The 15,322-nt window shown below is 65.3% G+C and carries 16 protein-coding genes, 1 tRNA gene and 1 pseudogene; 9 read left to right on the top strand and 9 right to left on the bottom strand.

The window, feature by feature from the left end; all coding sequences use genetic code 11:
• The first annotated feature begins 80 nt into the window (after positions 1 to 80).
• Positions 81 to 1,901: a DUF885 domain-containing protein gene (locus ACILRJ_RS17395; RefSeq protein WP_395684477.1), complete on the top strand. Its 1,821-nt coding sequence runs from the start codon at positions 81 to 83 to the stop codon at positions 1,899 to 1,901.
• A gap of 100 nt (positions 1,902 to 2,001) precedes the next feature.
• On the opposite strand, the gene ACILRJ_RS17390 is transcribed toward ACILRJ_RS17395, so the two are convergent.
• Positions 2,002 to 2,373: a YciI family protein gene (locus ACILRJ_RS17390; protein WP_395684476.1), complete on the bottom strand. Its 372-nt coding sequence runs from the start codon at positions 2,371 to 2,373 to the stop codon at positions 2,002 to 2,004.
• Between the two features lie 209 nt (positions 2,374 to 2,582).
• Between ACILRJ_RS17390 and ACILRJ_RS17385 the strand changes: the two genes are divergently transcribed.
• Positions 2,583 to 3,491 (top strand): acyltransferase, encoded by a 909-nt coding sequence (locus ACILRJ_RS17385; RefSeq protein ID WP_395684475.1) that lies wholly within the window; start codon positions 2,583 to 2,585, stop codon positions 3,489 to 3,491.
• 187 nt (positions 3,492 to 3,678) lie between these two features.
• Complete coding sequence (serS, locus tag ACILRJ_RS17380; protein WP_395684474.1) at positions 3,679 to 4,956, top strand: serine--tRNA ligase; 1,278 nt, start codon at positions 3,679 to 3,681, stop codon at positions 4,954 to 4,956.
• A gap of 29 nt (positions 4,957 to 4,985) precedes the next feature.
• Here serS and ACILRJ_RS17375 read toward each other — a convergent pair whose 3' ends face one another.
• A complete protein-coding gene (locus tag ACILRJ_RS17375) occupies positions 4,986 to 6,242 on the bottom strand; it encodes an RNA polymerase sigma factor (protein ID WP_395684473.1) in 1,257 nt (418 codons plus the stop codon).
• Positions 6,243 to 6,339: 97 nt separating this feature from the next.
• Positions 6,340 to 6,768 (bottom strand): YciI family protein, encoded by a 429-nt coding sequence (locus tag ACILRJ_RS17370; RefSeq protein WP_395684472.1) that lies wholly within the window; start codon positions 6,766 to 6,768, stop codon positions 6,340 to 6,342.
• A 244-nt stretch (positions 6,769 to 7,012) separates the two neighbouring features.
• On the opposite strand from ACILRJ_RS17370, the gene ACILRJ_RS17365 reads away from it, so the two are divergent.
• On the top strand, positions 7,013 to 7,945 hold the full coding sequence (locus ACILRJ_RS17365) for a hypothetical protein (protein ID WP_395684471.1): 933 nt from the start codon (positions 7,013 to 7,015) through the stop codon (positions 7,943 to 7,945).
• A gap of 11 nt (positions 7,946 to 7,956) precedes the next feature.
• Here ACILRJ_RS17365 and ACILRJ_RS17360 read toward each other — a convergent pair whose 3' ends face one another.
• From ACILRJ_RS17360 to ACILRJ_RS17335, 6 genes and pseudogenes are all read right to left on the bottom strand, one after another.
• Positions 7,957 to 8,325, bottom strand: coding sequence for a hypothetical protein (locus ACILRJ_RS17360; protein WP_395684531.1), 369 nt, complete (start codon positions 8,323 to 8,325; stop codon positions 7,957 to 7,959).
• Positions 8,326 to 8,445: 120 nt separating this feature from the next.
• Positions 8,446 to 8,658: pseudogene (locus ACILRJ_RS17355) on the bottom strand (DUF924 family protein); the annotation flags it as partial.
• Positions 8,592 to 8,870 (bottom strand): DUF2188 domain-containing protein, encoded by a 279-nt coding sequence (locus ACILRJ_RS17350; protein WP_395684470.1) that lies wholly within the window; start codon positions 8,868 to 8,870, stop codon positions 8,592 to 8,594. The pseudogene ACILRJ_RS17355 and the gene ACILRJ_RS17350, both read right to left, overlap by 67 nt.
• A gap of 229 nt (positions 8,871 to 9,099) precedes the next feature.
• Positions 9,100 to 9,186 (bottom strand) — tRNA-Leu (locus tag ACILRJ_RS17345).
• Between the two features lie 81 nt (positions 9,187 to 9,267).
• Positions 9,268 to 9,846, bottom strand: a complete 579-nt coding sequence (locus ACILRJ_RS17340) for a cysteine dioxygenase (RefSeq protein ID WP_395684469.1) — start codon at positions 9,844 to 9,846, stop codon at positions 9,268 to 9,270.
• 160 nt (positions 9,847 to 10,006) lie between these two features.
• Positions 10,007 to 11,107: a homoserine O-acetyltransferase gene (locus tag ACILRJ_RS17335; RefSeq protein ID WP_395684468.1), complete on the bottom strand. Its 1,101-nt coding sequence runs from the start codon at positions 11,105 to 11,107 to the stop codon at positions 10,007 to 10,009.
• Between the two features lie 464 nt (positions 11,108 to 11,571).
• Here ACILRJ_RS17335 and ACILRJ_RS17330 point away from each other — a divergent pair, with 464 nt between their 5' ends.
• The 5 genes from ACILRJ_RS17330 (at position 11,572) to ACILRJ_RS17310 (ending at position 15,162) form a co-directional block, all read left to right on the top strand.
• A complete protein-coding gene (locus tag ACILRJ_RS17330; protein ID WP_395684467.1) occupies positions 11,572 to 12,189 on the top strand; it encodes a CDP-alcohol phosphatidyltransferase family protein in 618 nt (205 codons plus the stop codon).
• Positions 12,186 to 13,139: a phosphatidate cytidylyltransferase gene (locus ACILRJ_RS17325; RefSeq protein WP_395684466.1), complete on the top strand. Its 954-nt coding sequence runs from the start codon at positions 12,186 to 12,188 to the stop codon at positions 13,137 to 13,139. The genes ACILRJ_RS17330 and ACILRJ_RS17325 overlap by 4 nt, the downstream gene beginning before the upstream one ends.
• Positions 13,140 to 13,190: 51 nt before the next feature.
• A complete protein-coding gene (locus ACILRJ_RS17320; RefSeq protein WP_395684465.1) occupies positions 13,191 to 13,832 on the top strand; it encodes a lysophospholipid acyltransferase family protein in 642 nt (213 codons plus the stop codon).
• 379 nt (positions 13,833 to 14,211) lie between these two features.
• Positions 14,212 to 14,622: a hypothetical protein gene (locus ACILRJ_RS17315; RefSeq protein ID WP_395684464.1), complete on the top strand. Its 411-nt coding sequence runs from the start codon at positions 14,212 to 14,214 to the stop codon at positions 14,620 to 14,622.
• A gap of 120 nt (positions 14,623 to 14,742) precedes the next feature.
• Positions 14,743 to 15,162 carry an SHOCT domain-containing protein gene (locus ACILRJ_RS17310; protein ID WP_395684528.1) on the top strand — a complete coding sequence of 140 codons (420 nt, stop codon included), beginning with the start codon at positions 14,743 to 14,745 and terminating at the stop codon, positions 15,160 to 15,162.
• The last annotated feature ends 160 nt before the right edge of the window (positions 15,163 to 15,322 follow it).

Raw genomic sequence — 15,322 nt, 5'->3', positions numbered from 1 at the left:
TCGATACCGTGTCTTCCGGCGCATGACGCAAGCCCGCGACGCAGGGTAGGCTTCCCCTTTTTGCGGATCGGGGAAGGGCAATGCGTACGCTTCTGAAGTGGCTGCTAAGGCTGGTCCTGCTGGTGCTCGTGCTCGGCGGTGCGCTGTTCGTGCACGTCTGGTACTTCAAGCCGTATTCGATCGACTGGTTCTACGGCCGCGTATTCGCCCAATTCGCGTTGCAGAGTCCGGAGTTGCTGAGCAACCTGCGCGTGTTGCCGCCGTGGGCGGACTTCTACAGCAGCAAGTTCGATGACGCCTCGCCCGCGCACGAGGCCGAAATGGCCGAAATGGTGCGCAACGATGTCGAGACGCTGCACCGCTACGACCGCTCTGCGCTCGATCGCGAAGGCCAGCTTTCCTACGACGTGCTCGACTACTTCCTGACCATGCAGGTCGAGGGCGACACATTCCGCGACCACGATTTCCCGGTCAACCAGTTGTTCGGCGTGCAGTCGACGCTGCCGGACTTCATGGCCCAGACGCACCAGGTCAACAACCGCCACGATGCCGACGCCTACATCGCGCGGCTGGACCTGTTCCCGCACAAGTTCGCGCAGGTGCTCGAAGGCCTGCGCCTGCGAGAGGCGAACAAGGTGGTGCCGCCGAAGTTCACGGTGGACGAAGTGCTCGCGCAGATGAAGGCGTTCGTCGCGACGCCCGCGAAGCAGCACACGCTGTACACGAATTTCAAGGAGAAGCTCGACAAGATCGCACCGGATGCGATGAGCCAGGCCGATCGCGATGCGCTGCTCGGCAGGGTCGAGTCGTCGATCGAGCGCAACGTGTACCCGGCCTACAGCACGCTGATCGACTATTTCGCCGCGCTGCAGCCGAAGGTCACGCGCAACGACGGCGCCTGGAGCCTGCCGGACGGCGATGCGTACTACGCCTATCTGGTGCGCATGCACACCACGACCGACATGACGCCGGAGCAGGTGCACACGCTCGGCCTCGCGGAAGTCGCGCGCGTCACGACCGAGATGGATGCGATCCTCCGGGACAAGGGGCTCGTCGACGGCCCGATCGGGCCGCGCGTGCAGCAGCTCGCAAGGATGCCCGATGCGACCTATCCGAACACGCCGGAAGGCAAGAAGGCGATGCTTGAGCAGTATCAGTCGATCCTCGACGACGTGAACGCCCATCTCGGCGACGCGTTCCACGTGCGGCCCAAGCTCGGCGTGCAGGTCAAGGCGGTGCCCGAGTTCTCCGAGAAGACCGCGCCGGGCGCGTACTACCAGCCCGGCTCGTTCGACGGAACGCGCCCCGGCACGTTCTTCGCGAACATGCGCAACACCGAGGAGAACCCGAAGTTCGCGATGCGCACGCTGGCCTACCATGAAGGCATACCGGGCCATCACTTCCAGATCTCGATCGCGCAGGAACTGCAGGGCGTGCCGTTCTTCCGTCGCGTGCTGCCGTTCACCGCGTACGCGGAAGGCTGGGCGCTGTACGCGGAACGCCTCGCTTGGGAGCTCGGTTTCGAGAAGGACCCGCTCGACAACCTGGGCCGACTGCGCGACGAAATGATGCGCGCGGTGCGCCTGGTGGTCGATTCCGGCATCCACTACAAGCATTGGACGCGCGAGCAGGCGATCACCTACATGATGGACAACACCGGCATGTCGGAGACCGACGTCACCGCCGAGATCGAGCGCTACTTCGTCGACCCGGGCCAGGCGCTCGCGTACAAGGCCGGCATGCTGAAGATTCTCGAATTGCGCGAGAAGGCGAAACAGGCGCTCGGACCGAAGTTCGTGCTGAGTGAATTCCACGACCAGGTGCTGGTGCACGGCTCGCTGCCGCTTGCCCTGCTCGAGCGCGTGGTCGACGACTGGATCGCGGCGAAGAAGGCGGGATAGAGGGAGCCGATCGGTTGCGGTCGTTGCCGTCGGAGGAACTGAACGAACTGGGTCCCGGCTTGTGCCGGGACGACGAAGATGAGGCGCCCGGGCGCAAGCGTCAGCTGCCCCGCCCCGCGCAATCGGGATGCCATTCGAGTTGGCGCACCTCGCATTCCACGTTCCATTCGTCGCCGTGGACTGCGAGGAAGCGCCGGGTCAGTTCGAGTGCTTCCTCCATCGACTCTGCTTCGAGCATGGCGTAGCCGCCGATCACTTCCTTGCTCTCGCTGAACGGGCCATCGGTCGTACTGAGCTTGCCGTGCTCGAAGCGCACGCGCTTGCCTTCCGCGGTCGGACGCAACCCGGCCGTGTCGACGAGCTTGCCGGCCCTGGTCATTTCCTCCATCAGCTTGCCCATGTCGGCCATGAGCTCGGCGCTCGGCACCACGCCCGAGTTTTCGTTGATTCGTACCATCGACAGGAATCGCATCGTGCTGCTTCCTCCAGGGTGAAGTGCAGGAGTCGGATTCGCCGACCCGCGGCGGGCCGACTGGCCGGCTCGCGTCGATGACGACGAACGGCGGAGACGGAAATCGACATCGCGGTCGGGTCGTCGCCAGGCCGCGACCGCGCCGATGGACGCTCGCTTGCGGGCGCGATCACCGTTACCCTGCATGGACGTACCCGTCCTGGAATCGCATGCATCACCTGCCGGCTGGCCTGCGCATCGTCCTCGCCGCGATCCTGATCGGTTCGAGCACCGTGCTGCACGTGCTGCCGCTGTTCGCGGTCGCCTTGTTCAAGGCCCTGCTGCCGTTCAGGGCGGTGCGGGTCGCCTGCAATCCGCTGCTGACCGGGATAGCGGAGAGCTGGATCGGCTTCAACAGCCGCATGATCGACCTGTTCACGCAGACGCGCTTCGTCGTCGACGAGGGTGATGTGGACTTGCGCCGCGATGGCCACTACCTCGTGCTCGCCAACCACCAGAGCTGGGTCGACATCCCGGTGTTGCAGAAGGTGTTCAACCGGCGAATTCCGCTGCTGCGGTTCTTCCTCAAGAGCCAGCTGTTCTGGATTCCGCTCATGGGCCTCGCATGGTGGGCGCTGGATTTCCCGTTCATGAAACGCTACACGCGCGAGCAGGTCGAGCGGCGACCGGAGCTGGCCGGCCGCGATATCGCCTCGACCCGGCGCGCGTGCGAGAAATTCCGCTCGATCCCGGTTTCGGTGATGAACTTCGTCGAGGGAACCCGCTTCACGGTTGCCAAGCATGCCGCGCAGCAATCGCCGCACCGGCACCTGTTGAAGCCGAAGTCCGGCGGCGTCGCGTTCGTGCTCGACGCGATGGGCGAGGGGTTGCAGGCGATCCTCGACGTCACGATCGTCTATCCGCAAGGGCGTCCGACGATGCTCGACCTGTTCGGCGACAAGGTCAGGGAAGTACGCCTGCAAGTGCGCGAGCGACCGATCCCGCGCGAGTTCGTCGGCGGCGACTACCAGGGCGACGCGGCATTCCGCGAGCGCTTCCAGGCATGGATGAGCGCGCTGTGGGAAGAAAAGGACGCGACGATCGGGCGCATCGCCAGCGGCGCCGGGCCGGCGGTGTAGGAGCGCCTCGTGTGGGAGCGGCGGACGCCGCGATGCGCCTGGCCTGTCTCGCGAAGATGGCGCGGCTTCCGCGGCTCCCACAGAGGTCGCAATCCCGTGCATGGGATGTGGATTCGCAAGGCGGTTTGCGCATGCCTCGGCCAAGCCGCGATAATCCGCGATCCATCCACGTTTCCGCGGAATTCCCATGCTCGATCCGGCCCTCCTGCGCGGCCATCTCGCCGACACCGCCCAGCGCCTCGCGACGCGCGGCTACACGCTCGATACCGCCGCGCTGGAGGCGATCGAGTCCGAGCGCAAGCGCGTGCAGACCGAGACGCAGGAGCTGCAGAACCTGCGCAACACGCGCTCGAAGGCGATCGGCATGGCCAAGGCCAAGGGCGAGGACACCGCCGCGCTGATGGCCGAAGTCGCGGGCATCGGCGACCAGTTGAAAGCGAATGAGCAGGCGCTCGCCGAGGTGCAGGAGCGCCTCGCGACAGCGTCGCTCGGCATCCCGAACCTGCCGCACGAGTCCGTGCCCGTCGGAAATGACGAGGGCGGCAATGCCGAGCAGCACCGCTGGGGCACGCCGCGCGCGTTCGATTTCGCGGTCAAGGATCATGTCGAACTCGGCGCGCACAATGGCTGGCTCGACGGCGACACCGGCGCGAAGCTTTCCGGCGCGCGCTTCACCGTGCTGCGTGGCGGACTCGCGCGACTGCATCGCGCGCTCGCGCAGTTCATGCTCGACCTGCACACGGGCGAGCATGGTTACCTCGAATGCAACGTGCCATTGATCGTCAACGCCGATGCGATGCGCGGCACCGGCCAGTTGCCGAAGTTCGAGGAGGACCTGTTCGCGACCGAGGTCGGCGAGACGAAACGCTACCTGATCCCGACCGCGGAAGTGTCGCTCACCAACATCGTGCGCGACGAGATTGTCGAAGCCGACGCGCTGCCGTTGCGCATGGCCGCGCACTCGCTGTGCTTCCGCGCCGAAGCCGGCTCGCACGGGCGCGACACGCGCGGCATGATCCGCCAGCACCAGTTCGAGAAGGTCGAGCTGGTGAGCATCAGCAAGCCCGCCGACAGCTTCGACGAGCACGAGCGCATGACGCGCTGCGCGGAGGTCGTGCTGGAAAGACTCGGCCTGCCGTACCGACGCATGCTGCTGTGCACGGGCGACATGGGCTTCACCGCAACCAAGACGTTCGATCTCGAAGTCTGGTTGCCCTCGCAGAACACCTATCGCGAAATCTCCTCGTGCTCGAACTGCACGGATTTCCAGGCGCGCCGCATGCAGGCGCGCTGGCGCAATCCGGAAGCCGGCAAGACCGAGCTCGTGCACACCCTCAACGGTTCCGGCGTCGCGGTCGGCCGCGCGCTGATCGCGGTGATGGAGAACTACCAGAACGCGGATGGCTCGATCGGCGTGCCGGAAGCGCTGCGCCGGTACATGGGCGGCGTCGAGAGCATTGCCTAGGACGTGCCTCTGAAGCGCGCGCCCAGGCCTCAGCCCAGCGCCTCGGCGCGCGAGCGCAGCAGCACGCGTTCGCGTTCGTTGCGGGTCAGGGCGGCGGCGCGCTCGAACTCGCTGCGCGCCTCGTCGTTGCGACCCAGGCGGGCGAGGAGATCGCCGCGTACGCTCGGCAGCAGGTGGTAGTTCTGCAACGACGGCTCGTTGGCGAGGGTGTCGATGATCGCGAGCCCGTCGGCCGGCCCGTTTGCCATTGCAACCGCGACGGCACGGTTGAGTTCGACGATCGGCGAGGGCGAGACACGCGCGAGCAGCGAGTAAAGCGCGGCAATGCGCGGCCATTCGGTGTCGCCGGCGCTGCGCGCGCGCGCATGGCATGCGGCGATCGCAGCCTGCAGCGCGTATGGGCCGAGCGAGCCGCCGAGCTTCTCCGCGCGGTCGAGTTCTTCGAGGCCGCGTCGGATCGCGAGCTGGTCCCATAGCGCGCGGTTCTGCTCCAGCAGCAGGATCGGTTCGCCGGAGGAGCCGATGCGGGCGCGTGCGCGCGAGGCCTGGATTTCCATCAGCGCGACGAGCCCGTGTACTTCGGCGTGCTCCGGCATCAGGCCTGCGAGCACGCGCCCGAGGCGCAGGGCGTCCTCGCACAGCGCCGGTCGCATCCAGTCGTCACCGGCGGTCGCCGAGTAGCCTTCGTTGAAGATCAGGTAGATGACTTCGAGCACGGCCGCGAGCCGGTCGACCAGCTCGTCGCCGCGTGGAACCTCGAAAGGCACGTTCGCGGCGGCGAGGGTCTTCTTCGCGCGCACGATGCGCTGCGCGACGGTCGCTTCGGGCACGAGGAATGCGCGCGCGATTTCATCGGTGGTCAGTCCGCCGAGCAGGCGCAGGGTCAGCGCGACGCGCGCTTCCTTCGACAGTACCGGGTGGCAGGACGTGAACACGAGACGCAGCAGGTCGTCGCCGATATCGTCATCAAGAGATTCGATGAGCGTGGCGTCGCCACCCTCCTGGTGCAGTTCGATTTCGTGGCCGAGCTGCTCGAACTTGCGATCGGCGAGCTTGTGCCGGCGCAGGGTGTCGATCGCGCGATGCTTGGCGGTCGCCATCAGCCAGGCGCCGGGGTTGTCCGGTACGCCCGACTGCGGCCAGCGCTCCAGCGCACTGACCAGCGCATCCTGCGCCAGCTCCTCGGCGAGGCCGACGTCGCGGACCATGCGCACGAGGCCGGCGATCAGGCGCGGAGACTCGATGCGCCAGACAGCGTCGATCGTGCGATGGATGGCGGTTGTCATGGGCGGGGATGAGACCATCCCCGCCGGCGTCGCACAAGCTGCAACTGCGGGCAAGCGATGTTGCGCCGGTTGCGCCTGCGCAACTCATGGTCGGACGTCAGTTGCGCGCCGCGATCTCGGCGCGCAGGCGCTCTTCCTGTTCGCGCAGTTCCGGGGTGAACTCGGCGCCGAAGTCCTCCGCTTCGTACAACGGGCGGATTTCCAGTTCGGACTCGCCGCTGTCGAACGGATTCGGGCATCGACGCGCCCATTCGATCGCTTCTTCGAGCGAGCGCACCTGCCACAGCCAGAACCCCGCGACGAGCTCCTTCGTTTCCGCGAACGGGCCGTCGATGACCGTGCGCGTCTTGCCGGCGAAGCGCACACGCGCACCTTCGGCGCTCGGCTTGAGCCCTTCACCGGCGAGCATTACCCCGGCCTTGACCAGTTCCTCGTTGAACGCCCCCATCGCTTCCATCAGGGCCTGGCTCGGCATCTCGCCGGCTTCCGAAGCGCGTGTCGCGCGGACCATCACCATGCAGCGCATCGTCGTCTCCTCGTTTGCGAACCGGCGTCCGTTCGGTCGAACGGCTCGGCCGTGTTCCTGTCCTGGACGACGAACGGGCAGGGCCGGTTTCGACATTCGGGCCGGAGATGTCGGGAACGGCCCGACGCGCCGTTTTCCTACATACATGGGCGATGGGAGCGCCCAGAGTAGCGGCAGCCGGAACCGGCCATCCAGCGCGGATCGGGAGCGGCGATTCAGTCTCAACCAACCGGGGGAAAAACGCATGAAACGCTTTGCATGGATAGTGGCACTCGGGCTTGCATTCGGCAGCCTCCAGGCAGTCGCCTTTACCACGATCGGTGGTCCCGCCACCGGGTTGTGGGCTCACGCAGGCGACGGCGGACGCGGCTTCAACATCGACATCCAGGGCAGCACGATGATCGTCACGACGTTCATCTATACCCAGAACGGGGCGCCGATCTGGTACCTGTCGTCGGGGACCTACAACCACGCGACAGGCCGCTTCCAGAGTTCCTACGACAGTTATTCCGATGGCCAGTGCTTCGGTTGCCCGGCGTACCAGCCGACGGCGCACAGTGGTGCGGCGGGCCCGATGTCGATCCAGTTCCACACCAACCAGACGGCGACATTGACCACGCCGAACGGCCCGCTCGAGATCTCCAAGTTCAACTACGGGTTCGCATCGCCGCGCGATCTGCTCTACGGAGAATGGGTATTCACCATCAACGCTGGCGGGCTCGTCACGGGTGACTGGATCGTGTTCGACCACCAGTACACCGGCAACGACGGCACGGTCTACGCTGCCGGCCATGCGGACGGTTCGTCAACCCACGTCGCGCTCGGTTCCTATTCGAGTTCTCTCGGCGAGTACATCATTACCGCGCTGCAGTCGGGCAGCTACGTGCATTCGTATGCGCTCGGCATGGATGATCATCGCGGCCTTGGTGCTGGCTGGGTCCACTTGCTGAGCAGCAACCCGACCGGCAACGGCTCCGGCGCAACGGCTTCGCGAGTTCTCTACGAGGGCGAGCTCACGTCGATCAATGCCAATGCGCCGGCGAATCCGGCCGCCGCAACCACGGACCAGCAGGCTCTGGTGGCAAGCGACAAGCAAGCGTTGGCGCCGGAGTTGGCGTCCGAGGTCAGCCGGCAGCAGGCTGCATTGCGCGAATTCCTCGAATCGTCGCAACGCTGATCCGGGTATCGTCAGTTCGCGACGATGTTGTAGCCACGGCCGGCCATGCAGCGCGAGACGATCTCGCGCTGCTCGTCCGAACCCCAGGCGGCGCCGTTGATGCCGCCGCTCGCGGCACCCCAGGCGGCGACATGGGCAACGTCGTCGCCGCGCAGGCCGACGGCGAGGCCGAAGAGGGCGCCGAGTACCGCGCCGGCGGTCGCGCCGCCGACGGCTTGCGCCGCCGCTGGCCGCTGGTCCGCGAGGTGTTGGCAGTCGGCGACGTCATCGTCGTAGTTGCCGCGGCTGACGCCGGAATCGACCAGCGGCCGGTACTGCGTGGAGGCGCAACCGCTGCACAGGGCGAGGGTGAGCAGCGAGGCCGCGAGGGTCGGTTTCATCGACATTCCAGTGGGCGAGTGGTGCCGAAGGCGAAGCAGGATTCGTGCCCTGTGCTGGCTCTTTACGCCCGATTCGCATTGCAGGCCCCGCCAATGTTCAGCCAAACCCGCCGCCGTGTCGAGCCAGGCCCGTTCTTCGGGCGCAGGGGTGCGACCGAGCACGGCATTGCGATGCGGGAAGCGTCCGAAGCGCACCATCGCATCGCGATGCGCCCATCGGTCGCGAACGCATGCCGCCGTCTGTCGGCCTGGATGAGCGGATCGCGCTAGAGGACGGTCACTGCCCCCGGACTCTTGTCGCGGGGAGTGAGGGCGAGCCGACGGTGGTCGCACCGATAGCGGTATTCGGTTTCGATCGAACCGTCTTCCCGATGCAGGACCAGCAGCGCGTTGCCGCCCTCTGACGCCAGTTTGCGGCCATGAAGCTGGCCGGCCACGACCGCATCGGCCTTCGTGTTGAACGCAACCAGCGATCGTCCGTCGCGCTGGATATGCCACGCGGCAGGCAATGTCTCATAGACGACATGCATAACGAAGTGAGCCATGCGTTTCCCCGCTACCGATACGACGTTCCCGACCATGCATCGCGATGGCCACTGCATGCTGGTGTTCGTGGGAATCTGAGGGGGATCCACTCAACAGGCCCTGAACGGTCCCGCGAATACGGTGCCTCGGGTTCAGTTGCGAACCGCGTGCCCGAGCGCTCCGGGTGCGAGCCTGTCTTGAGCCGCGGCCGACGTCGTATCCGCAGAGGTCGCGACGAGGATCGATGTGTGGTGCCGAAGGCGGGACTCGAACCCGCACGCTTTTAAGGGCGGTGGATTTTGAGTCCACTGCGTCTACCAATTCCGCCACTTCGGCAAGGGCGCGCGCGGACCGTGGGCCGCGCGGGTCGCGCAGTATACGGCAAGCGCGCGTATTGCTGCATGTGGTCGCAGGAGATCAGTGCGTGCTGTCCAGCACCAACTGGCACTGGTCGCATCGGTACCAGCCCGATCCGGTCGGGTAGAACTTCGAGCAGTTTTCCAGCGCGCGCCGGTAGATGTGCAGCGAGACCGCGTTCGCGTCCTCGCTCGGATTGAGGATGGTGTGGTACTCGTGCGGCGGGATCAGGCTGCCGGCGGAACCCGCGCCTGCGTTCATCGTGCCGCGCGGCTCGAAGCGGTACTGGCCATCCTTCGATTCGACCAGTTCGTACGGCGTGATTTCGAGGAACCCCTGCCAGACGCCCTCTACGCACCACTGCCCGGCATGGTCGTGGATCGGAGTGCCCTGTCCAGGGCCCCAGGTCATCGCGACCACGCTGTAGCCGTGTTCCTCGCTGAGGTACAGCTCGCGTCGCGCATAGTGGTCGTCCTCGCGCTCGAACACACACGCGGGGAGTTGCACGTCCGGGCTGCGGATCAGCCTGCACAACGCGTGGCGCAGCGCGTCGGTGGTCGCTGCCTCGTCGGGCAGCACGACCGCGGCGTCGATCGCGGCGATCAACTGGCGCGCACCGGGGAATTCGAGCGAGAGCATGGCTGACCACAGATCGTTGCGATCCCGCCATTCTACCCCGTGCCGGAGACGCGCGCAGGCACTGCATCGCAGCGCTCGGTGCTTCGCCAGGAATCCAATCTCCGCACGCTCGCACGAGCGGCGCAGCGCCTCGACCCGTTTCGCGAATGCGGAAGGTCTCTCAGCGGGTGCCCAGGAAGCGGGCAATGGCCGCGCCGAAGCGCGCGATGTCGACCAGGAACGCGTCGTGTCCCTGCGGACTGTCGAGCGCGACGAACTCGACCTCGGCGCCGGCGGCGCGCAGGCCATCGGCGATCTGTTCCTGCTGCGTCAGCGGAAACAGGATGTCGGTTTCCACGCCGATCACCAGCGCACGCTCGACATCGATGCGTTTCAGCGCCGCATCCACCTTGCCGCCGCCATGTTCGGCGATGTCGAACCAGTCGCTCGCGCGCGACAGGTACAGGTAGCAGTTGGGATCGAAGCTGCGCACGAAGCGGCGCGCATGCCCGGCCAGATACGATTCGACCTGGAATTCGACCGCGAACGGGTCTTCCTCGCGCTGTTCGGAATCGAGGCGGATGCGTGCGAAACGGCCGACCCATTCCATCGCGGAGCGATAGGTGATGACGCCGAGCTTGCGTGCGATCGACATGCCCGCTTCGGGATAGTGATCGTCGTCGTAGTGGCCCTGCTTCCAGTTCGGGTCGAGGCGGATCGCTTCGCGCTGCAGCGAGCGGATCGCGATCGCGAACGGCTGCGCCTGCGGCGCGGTCGAGATGCTGATGTGGTCGCGCGCACTGCCGGGGTGCTGCACGAGGTAGGCGAGGGCGCTCATGCCGCCCATCGAATTGCCGACCAGGCAGGCGAGGCGCTCGATGCCGAGGCCGCGCACGAGTTCGTGGCTGGAGTTGGCGACGTCCTCGAGGGTCAGCTCGGGGAAATCGAGGCGATAGACCTCGCCGGTCGCCGGGTTGACCTCGGCCGGGCCGGTCGAACCCTTGCAGCTGCCGAGCGTGTTCGCGCAGATCACGAACCAGCGGTCGGTGTCGATCGGCTTGCCCGGGCCGATCATCTCCTCCCACCAGCCCGGCGAGGGATCCTCCGCATTCGACGCCGCATGCGCGCTCGGCGACAGGCCGGTCAGGATCAGGATCGCATTGTCGCGTGCCGCGCCGAGTGTGCCCCAGGTCTCGTAGGCGAGGCGCGCACCGACGAGTTCACCGCCGCGCTTCATGCGGAATGGCGAGGATAGGTCGAACCAGCGGCGGGCGTCGGACATGGCAGCATCGGGGCGAGCGGGACGCGCAATGTAGCGGGACGCAGCGGTTGCGCCAACCGGCGCGTGTGTTGGGCTTCGCTTGGATGTTTGTTTCTCTCGCGAGGACCAACCCGCATCCGTGCGTTTTCCACTCGCATCCCTGCGAGCCGGTCACCTTTCTTTGCTTGCCCAAGAAAGGTGACCCAAAGAAAAGGCACCCGCGGCAACGCCCGCCGGACATCCTGCCCGGCGGGTCAGTGAACGTCGGCCGAGGTTCGCCGACAGCGCATCCATGCACTGACGGCGAACGCGCGCGCATCGTGCGCGCGCCCCTGCGGGCTGTTTCGTCCGCCGTTCACCGTTGCCGAAGGGGCCCCGGTAGAAGCGGCGCGCTCCTGCGCGCTCCTGCGCGCGCATCGCGTGCCGCCAATTCCTCGCCCTCAGCGCCGATCTGCTATGTTTCCCGCGCATCCATCGGGGGAACGATGCCGAGCATCTACAAGTTGAAGCCCGCGTTCCAGGCGCTGTTGCGTCCGTTGGTGAACGCGCTGGCACGCGCGGGCGTGACGGCCAACCAGGTGACGATCGCAGCGGTCGTGCTGTGCATCGCAGTCGGCACCGCCGTCGCCCTTGTGGAAGACCCGCGCATCCTGCTGGTGCTGCCGCTCGCGCTGTTCCTGCGCATGGCGCTCAACGCGGTGGACGGCATGCTCGCGCGGGAACACGCGCAGCAGTCCAGACTCGGCGCGATCCTCAACGAACTCGGCGACGTCGTCGGCGATGCCGCGATGTACCTGCCGCTTGCGCTGCGGCCCGGCTTTCCGGTAGCCGCGATCGTCGTATTCGTGCTGCTCGGCGTCATCGTCGAGATGACCGGGGTGGTCGGCGTGCAGATCGGCGCGAGCCGGCGCTACGACGGTTTCGGCAAGAGCGATCGCGCGTTCGTGATCGGCGCATCCGGCCTGGCGCTCGGTCTCGGCTGGCTGCGGGTCGAATGGTTCGGCTGGCTGCTGTGGGCGTGCGCCGCGCTCGGCGTCGCCGCCATCGTCACACGCGCGCGTCGCGCGCTGCAGGAACTACGTCCGAAAGGAGATGCCGTTTGAAGCTCGAATCGCTGCACCTGTGGATCCCGCCGAACGTGCTGTGGACATTCGGCGCGATCGTCGCGCTGCTCGTCGTCGCTACCGTCATCGTCGCGATCATGCGGCGCGGCGACGTCACGCGGCACGTCGAACTCGCCGCGCGCGTCAACTCGTGGTGGGTGCTGGTCGCGGTGTTCGCGGTCGCACTGTTGTTCCGGCGCGGCATCGCGATCGGTTTCTTCGCGATCCTGTCGTTCCTCGCGCTCAAGGAATACCTGTCGCTGATCCCGACCCGTCGCGCCGACCGCGGGGTGCTGTTCTGGGCCTACCTGTGCGTGCCGATCCAGTACTGGTGGGTGTGGAACCAGTGGTACCACATGTTCCTCATCTTCATCCCGGTGTGGGCGTTCCTGTTCATCGCGATGCGCATGGTGCTGCGTGGCGAGACGAAGGATTTCCTGCGCGCGGCCGGCACCATCCACTGGGGCCTGATGATGATGGTGTTTGGCCTCAGCCATCTCGCCTACCTGCTCGTGCTGCCCGACGGCAAGCCTTCCGTCGGCGCGCACGGTGCGGCGCTGCTGCTGTTCGTCGTGCTGCTGACCGAACTCAACGACGTGCTGCAATATGTGTGGGGCCGCACGCTCGGCAAGCGCAAGGTGATCGAGCCGGTCAGTCCGAAGAAGACGGTCGAAGGCCTCGTCGGCGGCGCGCTCACGACGACGGTCGTCGCGGTGCTGCTCGCGCCGGTGCTGACGCCGCTCACGCGCATGGATTCGGTCGCGGTCGGACTCATGATCGGCTTCGGCGGCTTCCTCGGCGACGTCACGATCTCCGCGGTCAAGCGCGACATCGGCGTGAAGGACACCGGCACGATGATTCCCGGCCACGGCGGCATCCTCGACCGCATCGACAGCCTGCTGTTCACCGCGCCGCTGTTCTTCCACTTCATGGCGTTCTTCTATTTCTGACGAAGGGCATCGCGCTTTCCGGCGCTGGACGCGAGAATCAAAGGGCACGCGATGGGCTATCTGCTGCGGCTGTTCTTCTACGGCGTGCTCGTGCGCCTGGTCGTGTTGTTCGTGCTCGGCCTCAACGTTCGCCATCGCGAACGCCTGCCGCAGAAGGGTCCGGCGATCCTCGCCGCGAACCACAACAGCCATCTCGACGCGATGGCGATGATCAGCCTGCTGCCGCTGCGCCTGCTGCCGAAGGTGCGTCCGGTCGCTGCCGCCGACTACTTCCTGCGCAACAGGCTGCTCGCGTGGTTCGCGCTCAACGTGGTCGGCATCGTGCCGCTGAATCGCCAGCGCACCCACGAGAAGGAGGACCTGCTCGCACCGATCGCGGCTGCACTCGAACGCGGCGAGATCCTCGTGTTCTTCCCGGAAGGGTCGCGCGGCGAGCCCGAGCAGATCGCCGAGTTCAAGACCGGCCTCGCGCGCATCGCCGAACGCCGTCCCGACGTGCCGGTCATCCCGGTCTACACCTATGGCCTCGGTAGGGCATTGCCAAAAGGCGAATGGATGATCGTGCCGTTCTTCGTCGACATCTTCGTCGGCGAGGCGCTGCACTTCGACGGCGACCGCGGCGCGTACATGGAACGCTACCGTAGTGCGATGGCGCAGTTGGCGTTGGAGGAGAAGCACGCGGACTGGACCTGACGTTGGCACGGCGTCGGCGGTTCGCGTGTGGGCACCAGTTCGGAACAGCCTCATTGTCGCGTGATCGCCCCGCGAGCCGCGTTCCGGGGGAATCGCGCATCGGATGAACGTGTCGGTGCATGCCGGCGCGTTTGTGTCTGGGCGAAAAGCGCCCAACCAATCTGTTCAAGCCACCGCATCGGCACCGGTGATATCTCCCGCTTCCGCGGCGATAACCGGTTACGCCCTCGATTCCGCTGGATAACACACACGAATTTCGCCGCAGCAATTGCGCGCAAGTGCACGATGCGCATCAAGTAATCGCCTTGACGGGTGCGGGATCGACGTTTCAGGATATGTGTTACGCCCCGGATCCGGGGTCTAATTGTAGTTAGAGGTCATGGACACATTCTCGGCGCGCCCAGAAAACATCATTGGCAATGTTGCCCTGGCAAGTCTTCTGGCGGGCATGCCTCTGGGCCTTTTGTTATCAGCCGTCGCTGCGATTTTCTATCAAGACCAATATTCTGGCATCGAGATAGTCAAGAACATTGCCCTTGGTGCAATTGTCGGGCCTGTTTACGTCTTTGTGTGCGGCCTTGTTATTGTCGCCCCACTACTCGCGCTGTTAAGGCTCCTCGGCTATGGCGGACCGTTCTTCGTCTATGCCATTAGCATCGCTATCGGAGTCCCATTTTTGTCCAATGGTGTTCTTTCCGGGTTGGCGGTGATTTCGATGGCGGTTGCGGCCAGTTACGTGTTCTGTCGGTTTGCTTATTCTGGTCAGCTAGAGTCACTCACTGACCTCTAACTACGCAATCAAGGCGACCTCCGTGAAAATACTGGTTTCAAGTTTTGCATCCGGTGCGTCGGCACCTTATTTTGGTTGTTAGCCCTCAGATCGGAATTCTCGGAGGCCTCAGTGAAGCTCATGGTCGCTATTGTTGTCGGGTTGTTTCCCCTGGCCGTCTTCGCCGGAAACACTGGGGTTATTCCGGATGGTCCTGACGCATACATCATCATGCGTACTGGAAAGACTGGCTTTGTTTCGTCGAGCTCTTTGCAAAAGAAGGCCTATGAGGAGGCATCAGACTTCTGCACCGAGAAATCCCAGGTGATGGAAACGATCTCGATGGACTCAAAGGCCGCAAGACCCTTTGGAGGATTTCCTGAGGCCACGCTACGCTTCCGCTGTGTGAGTAAAGGCTCGCCTCAGCCGCAGGTCGCGGATGCGCAGCTGAGTACCGACGACAAACTTGCTCAACTTGAGCGCTTGAAGCGCCTACTAGACTCTGGTGCGCTCACCCAACAAGAATTCGATCGAGAAAAGGCAAAACTGCTCGGTCAGTAACATGTCGCTGTAGGCTAACAATGAATCGCCCCGGCTTTCCCGGAGGCTCCAACCTTTGAGAGGATGGAGTCATGAAGAAGCCCAACAAGTATGCCCCGGAAGTACGAGAGCGAGCAGTTCGGATGGTGCGCGAGCACCAGGCTGAGCACACCTCGCAGTG

The sequence above is a fragment of the Dokdonella sp. genome (assembly GCF_044227025.1).
In the GTDB taxonomy this organism is placed as follows: domain Bacteria; phylum Pseudomonadota; class Gammaproteobacteria; order Xanthomonadales; family Rhodanobacteraceae; genus Dokdonella_A.
This window is presented reverse-complemented; position numbering and strand designations above follow the sequence as displayed.

What these genes read in the sequence shown, in the direction of transcription:
- ACILRJ_RS17390 (WP_395684476.1), bottom strand. Translation starts at nt 2,373, where the DNA reads ATGCGATTCCTGTCGATGGTACGAATCAACGAAAACTCGGGCGTGGTG.
- ACILRJ_RS17315 (WP_395684464.1), top strand. Translation starts at nt 14,212, where the DNA reads ATGGACACATTCTCGGCGCGCCCAGAAAACATCATTGGCAATGTTGCC.
- ACILRJ_RS17360 (WP_395684531.1), bottom strand. Translation starts at nt 8,325, where the DNA reads ATGAAACCGACCCTCGCGGCCTCGCTGCTCACCCTCGCCCTGTGCAGC.
- ACILRJ_RS17320 (WP_395684465.1), top strand. Translation starts at nt 13,191, where the DNA reads ATGGGCTATCTGCTGCGGCTGTTCTTCTACGGCGTGCTCGTGCGCCTG.
- ACILRJ_RS17330 (WP_395684467.1), top strand. Translation starts at nt 11,572, where the DNA reads ATGCCGAGCATCTACAAGTTGAAGCCCGCGTTCCAGGCGCTGTTGCGT.
- serS (WP_395684474.1), top strand. Translation starts at nt 3,679, where the DNA reads ATGCTCGATCCGGCCCTCCTGCGCGGCCATCTCGCCGACACCGCCCAG.
- ACILRJ_RS17340 (WP_395684469.1), bottom strand. Translation starts at nt 9,846, where the DNA reads ATGCTCTCGCTCGAATTCCCCGGTGCGCGCCAGTTGATCGCCGCGATC.
- ACILRJ_RS17365 (WP_395684471.1), top strand. Translation starts at nt 7,013, where the DNA reads ATGAAACGCTTTGCATGGATAGTGGCACTCGGGCTTGCATTCGGCAGC.
- ACILRJ_RS17335 (WP_395684468.1), bottom strand. Translation starts at nt 11,107, where the DNA reads ATGTCCGACGCCCGCCGCTGGTTCGACCTATCCTCGCCATTCCGCATG.
- ACILRJ_RS17385 (WP_395684475.1), top strand. Translation starts at nt 2,583, where the DNA reads ATGCATCACCTGCCGGCTGGCCTGCGCATCGTCCTCGCCGCGATCCTG.
- ACILRJ_RS17395 (WP_395684477.1), top strand. Translation starts at nt 81, where the DNA reads ATGCGTACGCTTCTGAAGTGGCTGCTAAGGCTGGTCCTGCTGGTGCTC.
- ACILRJ_RS17310 (WP_395684528.1), top strand. Translation starts at nt 14,743, where the DNA reads ATGGTCGCTATTGTTGTCGGGTTGTTTCCCCTGGCCGTCTTCGCCGGA.
- ACILRJ_RS17375 (WP_395684473.1), bottom strand. Translation starts at nt 6,242, where the DNA reads ATGACAACCGCCATCCATCGCACGATCGACGCTGTCTGGCGCATCGAG.
- ACILRJ_RS17370 (WP_395684472.1), bottom strand. Translation starts at nt 6,768, where the DNA reads ATGCGCTGCATGGTGATGGTCCGCGCGACACGCGCTTCGGAAGCCGGC.
- ACILRJ_RS17350 (WP_395684470.1), bottom strand. Translation starts at nt 8,870, where the DNA reads ATGGCTCACTTCGTTATGCATGTCGTCTATGAGACATTGCCTGCCGCG.